Origin of the sequence: Streptomyces sp. NPDC058464 (genome assembly GCF_042721035.1) — a bacterium.
Classification (GTDB): domain Bacteria; phylum Actinomycetota; class Actinomycetes; order Streptomycetales; family Streptomycetaceae; genus Streptomyces.
Window position 1 is genome coordinate 83,270 of sequence record NZ_JBHXMA010000008.1, and the last position, 13,251, is coordinate 96,520.

12 protein-coding genes are annotated in these 13,251 nt (G+C 71.8%); 2 read left to right on the plus strand and 10 right to left on the minus strand.

The window, feature by feature from the left end; translation table 11 throughout:
- Positions 1-124: 124 nt before the first annotated feature.
- From ACFWPQ_RS13395 to ACFWPQ_RS13440, 10 genes are read right to left on the minus strand one after another with little or no spacing between them, the layout of a single operon-like run.
- The gene (locus tag ACFWPQ_RS13395; protein WP_384032814.1) at positions 125-1,648 is read right to left on the minus strand and encodes an NADH-quinone oxidoreductase subunit N; all 1,524 of its coding nucleotides are present in this window, start codon (positions 1,646-1,648) and stop codon (positions 125-127) included.
- Entirely contained in the window at positions 1,645-3,219 is a 1,575-nt protein-coding gene (locus tag ACFWPQ_RS13400) for an NADH-quinone oxidoreductase subunit M (RefSeq protein WP_384032816.1), read from the minus strand. The genes ACFWPQ_RS13395 and ACFWPQ_RS13400 overlap by 4 nt, the downstream gene beginning before the upstream one ends.
- Positions 3,220-3,225: 6 nt before the next feature.
- A complete protein-coding gene (locus ACFWPQ_RS13405) occupies positions 3,226-5,220 on the minus strand; it encodes an NADH-quinone oxidoreductase subunit L (protein WP_384032818.1) in 1,995 nt (664 codons plus the stop codon).
- Positions 5,217-5,594 carry an NADH-quinone oxidoreductase subunit NuoK gene (gene nuoK / locus ACFWPQ_RS13410; protein WP_361282840.1) on the minus strand — a complete coding sequence of 126 codons (378 nt, stop codon included), beginning with the start codon at positions 5,592-5,594 and terminating at the stop codon, positions 5,217-5,219. The genes ACFWPQ_RS13405 and nuoK overlap by 4 nt, the downstream gene beginning before the upstream one ends.
- Positions 5,594-6,304, minus strand: coding sequence for an NADH-quinone oxidoreductase subunit J (locus tag ACFWPQ_RS13415; protein WP_384033202.1), 711 nt, complete (start codon positions 6,302-6,304; stop codon positions 5,594-5,596). Before ACFWPQ_RS13415 ends, nuoK begins: the two co-directional genes overlap by 1 nt.
- Positions 6,304-6,855: a NuoI/complex I 23 kDa subunit family protein gene (locus ACFWPQ_RS13420; protein WP_384032820.1), complete on the minus strand. Its 552-nt coding sequence runs from the start codon at positions 6,853-6,855 to the stop codon at positions 6,304-6,306. Before ACFWPQ_RS13420 ends, ACFWPQ_RS13415 begins: the two co-directional genes overlap by 1 nt.
- Positions 6,856-6,857: 2 nt before the next feature.
- Positions 6,858-7,826, minus strand: coding sequence for a complex I subunit 1 family protein (locus ACFWPQ_RS13425; protein WP_361282836.1), 969 nt, complete (start codon positions 7,824-7,826; stop codon positions 6,858-6,860).
- Complete coding sequence (locus tag ACFWPQ_RS13430) at positions 7,823-9,178, minus strand: NADH-quinone oxidoreductase subunit C (protein WP_384032822.1); 1,356 nt, start codon at positions 9,176-9,178, stop codon at positions 7,823-7,825. Before ACFWPQ_RS13430 ends, ACFWPQ_RS13425 begins: the two co-directional genes overlap by 4 nt.
- Positions 9,175-9,786, minus strand: a complete 612-nt coding sequence (locus ACFWPQ_RS13435) for an NADH-quinone oxidoreductase subunit B (RefSeq protein WP_384032823.1) — start codon at positions 9,784-9,786, stop codon at positions 9,175-9,177. Before ACFWPQ_RS13435 ends, ACFWPQ_RS13430 begins: the two co-directional genes overlap by 4 nt.
- Positions 9,777-10,187 (minus strand): NADH-quinone oxidoreductase subunit A, encoded by a 411-nt coding sequence (locus ACFWPQ_RS13440; protein WP_361282830.1) that lies wholly within the window; start codon positions 10,185-10,187, stop codon positions 9,777-9,779. The genes ACFWPQ_RS13435 and ACFWPQ_RS13440 overlap by 10 nt, the downstream gene beginning before the upstream one ends.
- A gap of 268 nt (positions 10,188-10,455) precedes the next feature.
- On the opposite strand from ACFWPQ_RS13440, the gene ACFWPQ_RS13445 reads away from it, so the two are divergent.
- Positions 10,456-11,646 carry a sensor histidine kinase gene (locus tag ACFWPQ_RS13445; protein WP_384032826.1) on the plus strand — a complete coding sequence of 397 codons (1,191 nt, stop codon included), beginning with the start codon at positions 10,456-10,458 and terminating at the stop codon, positions 11,644-11,646.
- A 200-nt stretch (positions 11,647-11,846) separates the two neighbouring features.
- Positions 11,847-13,202 carry a sensor histidine kinase gene (locus ACFWPQ_RS13450; protein WP_384032828.1) on the plus strand — a complete coding sequence of 452 codons (1,356 nt, stop codon included), beginning with the start codon at positions 11,847-11,849 and terminating at the stop codon, positions 13,200-13,202.
- Positions 13,203-13,251 lie beyond the last annotated feature (49 nt).

Sequence of the window (13,251 nt, forward strand, 5' to 3'; positions counted from 1 at the left end):
GCCACTAGTTCCCTTGTGCCCGCTGTGCGCCGCGTGAGCCGTCCGGGTGAGGGCCGTGCCGGGCGCGCGTGACCGCCCGGCACGCGGGCGTGCGGGATGTCCCCCCACGCGCGCGTGCAGGGCGTCAGAACAGGCCCGTGGCGGCGAAGCGGAGGACCAGCTGCGGTGCGCCGGAGAGGACGACGCCGAGGGTGCCGGTGAGGGCGAGCGCGGCCGTGAGGGGGGCCGGGAGACGGTGCCTGACGGGCTCACCCTCCGGAGCGCGGAACAGCAGGGTCGTCCACTGGAGGTAGTAGTAGAGGGCGATCACCACGTTGACGGCCATGACGACGGCGAGCCAGCCGAGGCCGGCGTCGACGGCTGCCGAGAAGACGGTGACCTTGGCGAACAGGCCGATGATGCCGGGCGGGAGTCCGGCGAGGCACAGCAGGAAGAACGCGAGGAGCAGTGCGGTGAGCGGGTTCCTGGCGTACAGGCCGCGGTAGTCGGAGATCCGGTTGAGCCGCTGGGTACGGGCGACGGCGGCGGCCACCGCGAAGGCACCGAGGTTCACGGCGGCGTACATGAGGGCGTAGGCGACGGTGGAGCCGACGGCCTTCTGGGTGTCCTTGGTGTATCCGGCGGCGGCGATCGGCACCAGCAGATAGCCGGCCTGGCCCACCGACGACCAGGCGAGCAGTCGTACCGCGCTGTACGCGCGCGTGGCCTGCTGGCGCAGGGCCGCCACGTTGCCGACGGTCATGGTGAGGGCGGCCAGGGCGGCGAGGGCGGGTCCCCAGACGTCGGCGTACGACGGGAAGGCGACGACGGTGACCAGGATCAGGCCGGAGAAGCCGACGGCCTTGCCGACGACCGACAGGTAGGCGGCGATCGGGAGCGGGGCGCCGACGTAGGTGTCGGGCACCCAGAAGTGGAAGGGGACGGCGGCCGTCTTGAACGCGAAACCCACGAGGGTGAGGACGACGCCCGTCTGGGCGAGGGTGTGCAGTTGTCCGTCGACGTGCTGGATCCGGTCGGCGACCTGGGTGAGGTAGAGGCTGCCGGTGGTGGCGTACACGAAGCTGACGCCCATGAGGCTGACCGCGGTCGCGGTCACCGAGGACAGGAAGAACTTCAGGGCCGCTTCGGAGGACCTCTTGTCGCCGTGCCGGATGCCGACGAGGGCGAAGGCGGGCAGGGAGGCGACCTCCAGGGCGACGATCAGGGTGGCGAGGTCGCGGGAGGCGGGCAGCAGGGCGGCGCCGGCGGCCGAGGAGAGCAGCAGGAACCAGAACTCGCCCTGGGGGTGGCGGCGGTTTCCGTCCCTCAGGGTGGTGAGGGACAGCAGGGCCGTGAGCAGGGCGCCGCCGAGGACGAGGAACTGCACGACCAGGGTGAACCGGTCGGCCGTGTAGCTGCACGCTCGCGTGCTGCCGGTCAGGCAGAAGGTGCTGCGGTCATGGCCGAGGAGCGGGAGCAGCAGGAGGGCGGCCGCGGCGAGTCCGGCGACCGAGACCCAGCCGAGGAGCGGTTTCCTTGCCTCGGGTACGAAGAGGTCGGCGATCAGGACGATCAGGCCGACGACCGCGGTGAGGGTGGGCGGGGCGATGGCGAGCCAGTCGACGGACTGGACGAGGTTCGCGGCCAGTGGCTGGGCCAGGGCGCTCATCGGGTGCCTCCTGCGAGGAGCTGCTGCACGGCCGGATCAGTCAGACCGAGCAGGGCCCGCGGCCACAGTCCGGCGACGACGGTGAGGGCGACGAGCGGGGTCCAGGCCGCGAACTCGTAGGTGCGGACGTCGGCGAGTTCCGGCATGTCCTGCGGTGTGGCGCCCATGCAGACGCGGCGGACCACGGCCAGCATGTAGGCGGCCGTCAGCAGGGTGCCGAAGGCGGCGATCGCCATGAAGGTCAGGAAGGCCGGTCGGCTGAGGCCGGCGGCGGGCTTGAAGGCTCCGAACAGGGCCAGCATCTCGCCCCAGAACCCGGCGAGGCCGGGGAGCCCGAGCGAGGCGACGGCGGCGAACGCGAGCAGTCCGCCGAGCCTCGGTGCCCTGCCGTACAGCGCGGCTCCCGTCTCCTCCGCGAGGGTGTCCAGGTCGGTGGTGCCGGTGCGGTCCTTCAGACCGCCGACCAGGAAGAACAGCAGGCCGGTGATGAGGCCGTGGGCGATGTTGGCGAACAGGGCGCCGTTGACGCCGGTCGGGGTCATGGTGGCGATGCCGAGCAGGACGAAGCCCATGTGGCCGACGGAGGAGTAGGCGATCAGCCGTTTGAGGTCGCCCTTGGCGCCCCGTTTGGCCAGGTTCAGGCAGGCCAGGGACCCGTAGATGATCCCGACGACCGCGAAGGCGGCGAGGTACGGCGCGAAGGTGCGGAATCCGTCGGGCGCGACCGGCAGCAGGATCCGGACGAACCCGTACGTGCCCATCTTGAGCATGACACCTGCGAGCAGGACCGAGCCGACGGTCGGCGCGGCGGTGTGGGCGTCCGGCAGCCAGCTGTGCAGGGGCCACATCGGGGTCTTGACCGCGAGCCCGATCCCGATCGTCAGAACGGCGATGACCTGCACGGATGCGGTCAGCGACCGGCCGTTGTCAGTGGCGAGTGCCACCATGTCGAACGTGCCCGCCTTGATTCCGATCAGGAGCAGGCCGAGCAGCATGACGACGGATCCGAGCAGGGTGAAGAGGATGAACCTCCAGGCGGCCCTGGTCCGCCCCGCGCCGCCCCAGCGGGCGATGAGGAAGTACATCGGGATGAGCACCGTCTCGAACGCGAGGAAGAACAGCAGCAGGTCGAGGACGGCGAAGCTCGCGAGGGTGCCGGACTCCAGGACGAGGATCAGTGCGACGAAAGCCTTCGGGGACGGGCCCGCGGGCGGGTTGAAGTACGAGTAGAGCGCGCAGAGGAACGTCAGCAGCGCGGTCAGGACCACGAGGGGGAGGGAGATGCCGTCGATGCCGAGGTGGATGCGCACGTCGAGTGCGGGGATCCAGCTGATGTCGGTCGTGGCCTGCATCCTCGACGGATGGTCCTGGTCGAAGCCGAGCGCGAGGACGATCGCGGCGATGAGGATCGCGCCGGTCACGGTCACGCCGTGGCGGAGCACGGCCTGCTCGGGCGACTTCCCCTTCAGCCCGGGCGGGGCGGGCAGCAGGGCGGCGACCGCGCCGAGAAGCGGGCCGACGACGATCAATGCCAGAAGGAACTGCATCACGGACTCGCTGATATCGATCACGCCTGCTCACGCTCCCGTGGCGACGAGGAGGACGGCGACCGCCAGGACGACGGTGCCGGCGAGCAGCGCGCTCACATAGGTCTGGACGTTGCCGGTCTGGGCTCGCCGTACGGCGGCGCCGAGCAGGCGGGGCAGAGCGCCCGCCCCGCGCACGTAGGTGTCGACGACCTCGCGGTCGAGGAACTGGACGAGACTCGCGGCGGCCAGCACCGGGCGGACGAACAGCGCGTCGTAAAAGGCGTCCAGGTGGAAGCCCTCGGCCGCGTGCCGGTGCAGGGGGCCGAGCAGCAGCCGGCCGGGGTCCGCCGGGTCGGGTGCGTAGGCCACATCGCCGAACACCTGCTGGTGGGCGGCGATGGCCTCGGCCTCGACGAGCCCGGGCTCGGCCTCGGGGTGGGTGACGACCGCCCCGAGCGGGACGCGGGCGGCCAGCGCCCTGGTGTGCTGCCAGGCGCCGTAGCTGACGAGTCCGCCGACGAGCGCGAGGCCGGTGCCGAGGACCGACGTGGTGAGGGTCGGGGTGAGGGCGCGGCCGTCGAACCAGCCGGGCAGCGAGCGGTAGGCGAACCCGCCGAAGGCGAGGGACGGCACGGCCAGGACCCACAGGACCACAGTCATGGACCGCGGCTGCCTGCCGTGGCCGGGTGCCTCGGCCCCCCGGCCCCGGAAGGTCAGCAGCCACAGGCGGGTCGCGTAGGCGGCGGTCAGCAGCGCGGTGACCAGGCCCGCGACCAGGACGATCCAGCCGGCGCTGCCGGGGACGTGCTCGGTGTGACCGTTCGTCGCGTGCTCCGCGGCTCCGAGGACGGACTCCTTCGAGAAGAAGCCGCTGAAGGGAGGGATCGCGGCGAGCGCGAGCAGGGCCACGGTCATCGTCCAGTAGGCGTCCGGGACCCGGTCGCGCAGGCCTGAGGTGCGGGACATGACGGCCAGCGAGTTGGTGCCGGCGGCATGGATGATCACGCCGGCCGCGAGGAACAGGAGCGCCTTGAAGGCGCCGTGGGACAGGAGGTGGAAGACGGCGGCACCACGGTCGCCGACGGCGAGGGCGCCGGTCATGTAGCCGAGCTGGCCGATCGTCGAGTAGGCGAGGACGCGCTTGATGTCGTCCTGGGCGAGCGCGGCGAGAGCCGAACCGACCATCGTGACGGCCCCCATGACGGCGAGGACGACCATCACGGCCGCACTGGCCTCGAAGACCGGGAGGAGGCGGGCGACGAAGTAGACACCGGCGGCGACCATGGTCGCGGCGTGGATCAGCGCGGAGACGGGGGTCGGGCCGGCCATGGCGTCGGGGAGCCAGGTGTGCAGCGGGAACTGCGCGGACTTGCCGGCCACTCCGCACAGGAGCAGCAGGCCGACCAGGGTGGGGTGGTGCAGCCCGCCGTTCGCGACGGTGCCGAGGACCGTGGTGATGCGGAACGACCCGGCGTCGGTGGCCAGCGCGAACAGGCCGATCAGGAACGGTACGTCGCCGAGCTTGGTGACCAGGAAGGCCTTCATGGAGGCGGCGCGTGCCTCGGCAGTCTCCCAGTAGTGGCCGACCAGGAAGTAGGAGCAGATGCCCATGACTTCCCAGCCGACCAGCAGCACGATGAGGTCGCCGGAGTAGACGACCAGCAGCATCGCGGAGGTGAACAGGGAGACGAGGGCGGCGTACGAGGGGTAGCGCGGGTCCTCGCGCAGGTAGCCGGTCGAGTAGATCTGCACGCAGGTCGCGACGAAGGCCACGAGGACGGCGACGAGGGCGGCGAAGCCGTCGACGTGCAGGGCGAGTTCGATGGGGACCGAGCCGGTCGGGGTGAGCTCGGTGTGGGCGTCCACGGCCCGGCCGCCGCCCTGGTCGGCGGCGACCGTGCAGGCGAGGGCCAGCGCGGCGAGCGTCGGCAGGATCGCGAGCGGGCGGACGAACCCGGGGGCGGTGCGTCCCAGGAGCAGACCGGCGGCGGCGCCGAGGAACGGCAGGAGGGGGACGAGGACGGCGAGGGTGGTCGTGGTCACGCGGTGGCCTCAGCCTTCTCGTCGGCCGCCTCGTCCGGGGGCGTGCCGTCGTCGTGGCCCTCGGCGGTGTCGCGGAGCCGGTCGATGTCGGAGGTGCCGCGGTTGCGGTAGACGGCGAGGACGATCGCCAGGCCGATGCCGATCTCGGCGGCGGCGATGGCGATGGTGAACAGGGTCAGGGCCTGGCCGGAGTGCAGGGTGTCCCGGGCTGTCTTGCTCAGCCAGACGTCGAAGGCGACGAGGTTGAGGTTGACGGCGTTGAGCATCAGCTCGACCGACATCAGGACCAGGATCGCGTTGCGGCGGGCGAGGACGCCGTACAGGCCGGTGCAGAAGAGGAGAGCGGCGAGAACGGCGGGATAGGCGAGGTGCATCAGCGGGCGCCTTCCTGCTCGGATTCCTGCCCGGGCTTCTGCTCAGGTTTCTGCTCGGGTTTCTGTTCGGGAGCCTGCTCGGTCCGTTGCTCGATCGGGTGAATCCCGGAACCTGTGACGGGATGGGAACTCTGCGTGACGTCCCGGCCGTTCACAGGGGGCGGGGCCGACTCCGCCTCCGCCTTCCGGGACAGGACGATCGCGCCGACGAGGGCCGCGAGGAGGAGGACGGAGAGGGCCTCGAAGGGCAGGACCCAGTTCTGGAAGAGGCTCGCGCCGGTGACCTTCGTCGAGCCGGCGGCGGCGCCGTCGAGGTCGATCCAGGTGGAGCGGAAGGCGTCCACGACCACCCAGACGAGGGCGGCCGCGGCGGCGACGGCCACGGCCAGCGCGACCCAGCGGTTTCCTGAGTCGGCGTCCGGGGATCGGCCGATCGGGGCCTTGGTGAGCATCAGACCGAAGAGAAGGAGGACGACGACGGAGCCGACATAGATGAGGACCTGCACCCAGGCGATGAACTCGGCGGTGAGCAGCAGGTATTCGACGGCGATCCCGCCGAGGGCGACCACCAGCCACAGGGCGGCGTGCACGAGCTGGCGGGTGGTGACCGTGACGAGGGCGGCGCCGAAGGTGACCAGGCCGACGAGGAGGAAGGCGATCTCGACACCGGTGGGCGAAAGGAAGCCGTGCGGTGCTTGGGCGAGAGGGATCACTGCTCCCCCTCCCGCGGCTCGGCCTGGGCGGCCGCGAGCTTCTCGGCGGTCTTGCGGGCGGCGGCGATCTCCTTCGGTTCCTCCGCGCCGGGGTCGAGGGCGGGCGGGGCCGGGACCGTCCACATCCACTCGCGGAGCTTGTCGCGCTCGTGGGTGAGTTCGCGGATGTCGGTCTCGGCGTACTCGAACTCCGGGGACCAGAACAGCGCGTCGAAAGGACAGACCTCGATGCAGATACCGCAGTACATGCACAGGGAGAAGTCGATGGCGAAGCGGTCCAGGACGTTGCGGCTGCGTTCGCGGCCGCCCGGGGCCGCCGCCGGGACGGTCTCCTTGTGGGAGTCGATGTAGATGCACCAGTCGGGGCACTCACGGGCGCAGAGCATGCAGACCGTGCAGTTCTCCTCGAACAGCCCGATCACACCCCGGGTCCGGGGCGGGAGGTCGGGAAGGGCGTCCGGGTACTGCTCGGTGACCGACTTCCGGGTCATCGTGCGCAGGGTGACGGCCAGGCCCTTGGCGAGGCCACTTCCGGGAATGGGAGCCACGGTTAGGAGATCACCACCTTGACGATGCCGGTGAGGGCGATCTGGGCGAGAGAGAGGGGGACGAGGAGGGTCCAGGAGAACTTCTGCAACTGGTCCTCGCGCAGCCGGGGGTAGGTCACGCGGAGCCAGATCACGACGAAGGCGAGGAGGGCCGTCTTCAGGAGGGTCCACAGCCAGCCGAGGCCGTCGGCACCCCACGGGCCGTGCCAGCCGCCCAGGAAGAGGACGGTGGTCAGGCCGCACAGGACGACGATCCCGGCGTACTCGGCGAGCAGGAACAGGGCGAAGCGCAGGCCGGTGTACTCGGTGTACGCGCCGAAGATGATCTCCGAGTCGGCGACGGGCATGTCGAAAGGGGGCCGCTGGAGTTCCGCGAGGCCGGCGACGAAGAAGACCAGGCCGCCGGTGATCTGCCAGGGCAGCCACCACCAGTGGAAGGAGCCCACGATGCCCGGCAGGGAGACGGTTCCGGCCGCCATCGCCACGGAGGCGGCGGCGAGCAGCATCGGGAGTTCGTAGGCGAGGAGCTGGGCGGCGGTGCGCAGGCCGCCGAGGAGGGAGAACTTGTTGGCGCTGGCCCAGCCGGCCATGAGCGAGCCGAGGACGCCGATGCCCATCACGGCCAGCACGAAGAACACACCCGCGTCCAGGACCTGACCGACCGCGCCCTCTCCGGGGCCGATCGGGATGGCGAGCAGCACCAGCAGATACGGGAGAAGGGCCACCGCGGGGGCCAGTTGGAAGACACGGCGGTCCGCGCCCGCCGGGACCACGTCCTCCTTCTGCGCGAACTTCACGCCGTCGGCGATCAGCTGGGCCCAGCCGTGGAAACCACCGGCGTACATCGGGCCGAGGCGGCCCTGCATGTGGGCCATCACCTTGTGCTCGGTCTGACCGACGATCAGAGGGAAGGTGAGGAAGACGACGAACACGATGAGGAGTCGCAGGGCGACGTCCAGAGCGTCGTTCACTGCGGGCCTCCTGGCGGGTCGTCGGGGGCGGCGGGGGCCGGGGCTTCGGGGTTGGGCGGGGCGGCTGAGGCCGGGGCCTCCGGGCCGGATGGCTCGAGGCCGGACGGTTCGGGACCGGACGGTTCGGGACCGGAGTCCTCGGGTGCCTCAGGTTCGGCCGGGTCCGGCTCGGGCTCCACGGGCGCGGCAGGGCTCGACTCGGCCGGCCCCGATGCCGTCGGCTCCTCCGTCCCCGGCTCCTCGAAGGCCGGGCGGGCGTGGTGCCACGGCGCGTCCGAGCTGCGGGGGGTTGCGGGGCGGGCCGGTGTGGGCGGCACCGCCGGGGTCTCCGTCTCCTGCGCACGCTGTGAAGCGGAGCCGCCCGAGGTGGTACGTGCCCGGCGCGGCCCCCGGGGAGCGGCCGACGGCTCCGCGGGAGGAGCGGTCGCTTCCACCCCGGTGCCTTGCGCGGCGCTCCCCTCGGCGGGCGTCTTCTCCGCGCCGGAGGCCGTCCGCTGCGTGGCGGATCCCTCGCTCGCGGTCCGTGCGCGGCGTGGAGCGGCCGTCGGCCCCGCCACGCCCTCGGCAGTCGTCTCGGGCGCCGCAGCCGCCGCGGTCGTCTCAGCCGCCGCAGTCGTCTCAGCCGGCCCGGCTGCCTCGGCTGCTTCGGCCGCCTGGCTCACCGAGCCCTCTGCGGTCGTGCGTGAGCGGCGTACCGGGCGTTCGCCGGTCGCACGGGCCGGGCGTTCGCCGGCGGGGCGGCCCGCTGCGGCTCGCGCCGGGCGGGCGGGGGCGGCCGGGAGCCGGCCCTTGAGGGGGCCCCACTCGTTGGGGTCGGGGACGCCCGGGGGGAGCATCTGGCGGCGCTTGGGGCCGCCGTGGTCGGACTCGCCCGGTTCCTTGGCGCCGGGCCAGGCCTTGGCGACGCGGGCCGCGAGGACGAAGTCCTTGCGGAGGGGGTGGCCTTCGAAGGTTTCCGGGAGGAGGAGGTGGTCCAGGCCGGGGTGGCCGGTGAAGCGGACGCCGAACATCTCGTGGGTCTCGCGTTCGTGCCAGCGGGCGCCCGCGAAGACGCCGACGGCGGACGGGAGTTCGGGGGCGGCGTGCGGGACGGTCGTGCGCAGGAGCAGGCGGCGGACCGGTGCGAGGGCGACGACGTGGGCGGAGACACGGAAGCCGGTGCCGGGTTCGTCGACCGCGCTCAGCCAGTCGAAGTAGGTGCAGGAGAGGGTCGTACGGGCGATCTCCAGGGCGGCGAGCCAGGAGGAGGGAGGGACGTCGACCGTCAGGACGTCGTAGGACTCTTCGGCGGTGGCGTCGGTGCCGAAGAGTTCCTCGGCCGGGGCCGGCAGCCAGCCGGTCGGGGTGGTCATCGTGGGTCCCCCTGGCCGTCGTGCGCCGTGGGGGCCGGGACCGGGGGCCGGACCAGGCCGCTCTGGAGGGCCGCGGTGGAGGGGCGGGGGGTGGCGTAGCGCTCGCTCAGGGACTCCGCGGCGATCTTCTCCTGGAGTTTGAGGATGCCCTGGAGGAGCGCCTCGGGACGCGGCGGGCAGCCGGGGACGTAGACGTCCACGGGGATGATCTGGTCGACGCCCTTGGTGACGGAGTAGGAGTCCCAGTAGGGGCCGCCGCAGTTCGAGCAGGCGCCGAAGGAGATGACGTACTTCGGCTCGGGCATCTGCTCGTACAGGCGCTTGACCGCCGGGGCCATCTTGTCCGTGACCGTGCCCGAGACCACCATCAGGTCGGCCTGGCGGGGGCCCGGCGCGAAGGGGATCACGCCGAGGCGGATGAAGTCGTGGCGGGCCATCGACGCGGCGATGAACTCGATCGCGCAGCAGGCGAGGCCGAAGTTGAAGACCCAGAGCGAGTAGCGGCGGCCCCAGTTGAGGACGACCTTCATCGGTTCGGGGGCGAGGCGGGCGAGCGCGCCCAGCCTCTGCGGCTCCGGCAGCGGCACGGGCTCCGGCATCACGTCCATGTCAGGACGCCCTTCTTGTATGCGTACAGCAGGCCCACGGCGAGGAAGCCGAGGAAGATGAACATCTCCACGAGCGTGGTCGCGCCGTAGCCGGGGGCGGCGAAGACCGTCGCCCAGGGGAACAGGAAGATCGAGTCGACGGCGAAGATGACGTAGAGGAAGGCGTAGACGTAGTAGCGGACCTGGGTGTGGGCCCAGCCCTCGCCGACGGGGTCGACGCCGCACTCGTAGGTGAGGAGTTTCTCCGGTGTGGGGACCACCGGGCGCAGCAGCCGGCCGGCGCCGAAGGCGACGGCTACGAAGAGCACGCCGACCAGCGTCAGCAGCCCCACGACCGAGTAGGACGCGAAGTAGTCCGCGGCGAGGACCGCGGTCGGTTCACCGCCCACCGTCTCCCGCATCGCCCGTCCCTCACTCCCTCGACAGACCACAGGCCCGACCGGCCCGGTGCCGTGACCTCAGTCAACTCTTGATTCGACGATCTGTACGCACGGGAGTCTAGGCCCTGATAAAGACACGGTAAGCAGGCCGTCACACAGTGGGCCACGGCGGGCCATGGCGGGCCGCGGTGGGACACGGGACCGGAGTCGGCTGGTGGGGTTTTCCCCAGGGCGGCCCGGGCGGCGAACTCCATGGCGTCGCGCCACGGCACACGGCACGCTGGCGCATATGACCGCACCAGCACCCCGATCCCTCAGCCTCGCCGACGGCAAGGAGGACCGCGAGCGGCTGCCGCCCGTGCGGTTCGCCTACGACGCGCACACCTGGAAGGAGATCTCGCACCTCCTGCTGAACCTGCCGATGTCGCTGTTCGGCTTCGTGTACGTCACCACGACGGTGTGGGTGAGCGGTGTCCTGACGCTGACGGTGATCGGTATTCCCCTGCTCGCCGCGACCCTGCTGGGCGCCCGGCAGCTGGGGAAGCTGGAGCGGGGACGCGCGCGTGCGCTGCTCGGGGTGCGGGTGGAGGAGCCGACCCCGCTGCCGTGGAGCAGGCGCGGTGCGGGCACCGGGCGGCTGTGGATGACGTTGAAGGACCCGGTGGGCTGGCGGACGCTGCTGTACGACTTCATCCGGCTGCCGTGGGGCGTCCTCACCTTCTGCCTCACGCTGGTCTCGCTGTTCGTGCTGTGGCCGGTGCTGCCGTTCATCGCGCGCGGGCTGGCGAACGTGGACCGGGCGATGGTGCGCGGCCTGCTGTCGCCCTCCGACGAGCTGGAGCGCCGGATCGCGGAGCTGGAGTCGGACCGGGGGGTGGTCGTCGACGTGGCCGCCGCCGACCTGCGGCGCATCGAGCGTGATCTGCACGACGGGGCGCAGGCCCGGCTCGTCAATCTGGCGATGGGGCTCGGTCTGGCGAAGGAGAAGCTGCTGGAGGATCCCGACGCGGCCGCCGCGATGGTCGAGGAGGCGCACGGCGAGGTGAAGCTGGCGCTGCAGGAGCTCAGGGATCTCGCCCGGGGCATCCATCCGGCGGTGCTGACCGACCGGGGGCTGGACGCGGCGCTGTCGTCGGTCGCCTCGCGCTGCACGGTGCCGGTCCAGGTGACCGCCGACCTGCCGTCCAGACCGGCGGCCGCGATCGAGGGCATCGCCTACTTCACCGTCTCCGAGCTGCTGCAGAACATCAGCAAGCACAGCGGGGCGCGTACCGCCTCGGTGGACGTGTGGCGGGCCGACGACCGGCTGCTGATCCAGGTGCAGGACGACGGGCGCGGTGGGGCGAGCCTGGACGGCGGCTCCGGGATGCGCGGGCTCGCGGACCGGCTGGGCGCGGTCGACGGACTGTTCGTCGTGAACTCACCGGCCGGCGGTCCCACGACGGTCACCGCGGAGCTGCCCTGGCGCGACCGGGCATAGCGAACCGGGCGTAGCGCACCGGGCATAGCGAACCGGGCATAGCGAACCGGGCGTGGTGCGGCGCAGGGGGTGGGGAAAACCCCCCTCTCAAGACGCCGATGGCCTCCATGGTCCCTCGACCTGCGGCACAGCAGAGTGGGGATACGGCAGGACAGGGCCGATGAGACTGGGACTGGACAGGACGGGACGGGACGGCGCCGATGGCCACGGAGTACGGACACGGACACGGGTACGCGCAGGAGCAGGGGTACGGCTACGAGCCGTACGGCGAGCGTCGGCATCGGGTGCCGGCCGTGCTGCGGGCACCGTTCGAGGCGCGCAGCTGGCGCGAGTTCGGCTATGTCCTGCTGGGCCTGCCGATCGGCGTGACGCTGTTCGTGTGGACCGTGACGATGCTGTCCCTCGGGGTGGGTCTGCTGGTGACCTTCATCGGGATCCCGTTGCTGGCGGTGGCCCTCGCCGGGTGCCGTGGCTTCGGGGCGCTGGAACGGGCACGCGCGCGTGGGCTGCTGAAGCTGGAGGTGGCCGACCCGGAGCCGCTGCGGATGCGCAAGCCGGGGTTCTTCCCCTGGATCGGCGCGGTGCTGAAGAGCGGCACGTCCTGGCGTCATCTGCTGTATGCGGTCCTGCAGTTCCCCTGGTCGATGTTCTCCTTCGTCGTGGCCCTCAATTTCTGGGCGTACGGCTGGGCTCTGCTGACGTATCCGCTGTGGTTCTGGGTGTTCCCGATGTGGGCCGGGCAGGGCGGACTCCAGCTGTACGGCGACGGGCACCACAGCGTCTACCTCGACAACCCGTTCGAGATCACCGTGACCGCGCTGGTGGGACTGCTGTTCACGCTGGCCACGCCGTGGATCGTCCGAGCGCTGACGCTGGTGGACCGGGTGATGGTGCGCGGGCTGCTGGGGCCGTCGAGGCTGGCGTCGCGGGTGGTGGAGCTGGAGTCGGACCGGGGGATCGTGGTGGACGCGGCCGCCGCCGACCTGCGGCGGATCGAGCGGGATCTGCACGACGGGGCGCAGGCGCGGCTGGTGGCGCTGGCCATGGATCTGGGGCTGGCGAAGGAGAAGCTGCGGGAGGACCCGCAGGCCGCGGCGCGGATGGTGGACGAGGCGCACGGCGAGGTGAAGACGGCGCTGCAGGAGCTGCGGGACCTGGCCCGTGGGATCCATCCCGCCGTGCTGACCGACCGGGGGCTGGACGCGGCGCTGTCCGCGGTGGCGTCGCGGTGCACGGTGCCGGTGCTGGTGGAGGTCGATCTGGCGGAGCGGCCGGCGGCAGCGATCGAGGGGATCGCGTACTTCACGGTGTCCGAGTTGCTGCAGAACGTCAGCAAGCATGCGCGGGCGAGTGGGGCGGCGGTGGATGTGTGGCGGAGCGAGGACCGGTTGATGCTGCAGGTCGCGGACGACGGGGTGGGGGGTGCGGACACGGCGAGGGGGTCGGGGCTGGCGGGGCTGGCCGAGCGGCTCGACGCGGTCGACGGGATTCTGGTGGTGGACTCGCCGGTGGGTGGGCCCACGCGGGTGACGGCGGAGCTGCCCTGGCGTGGCTGAGGGCGGGTTCTTCGCCCCCGCCGCCCCCTACCCGTCCCGTCCCGTCCCG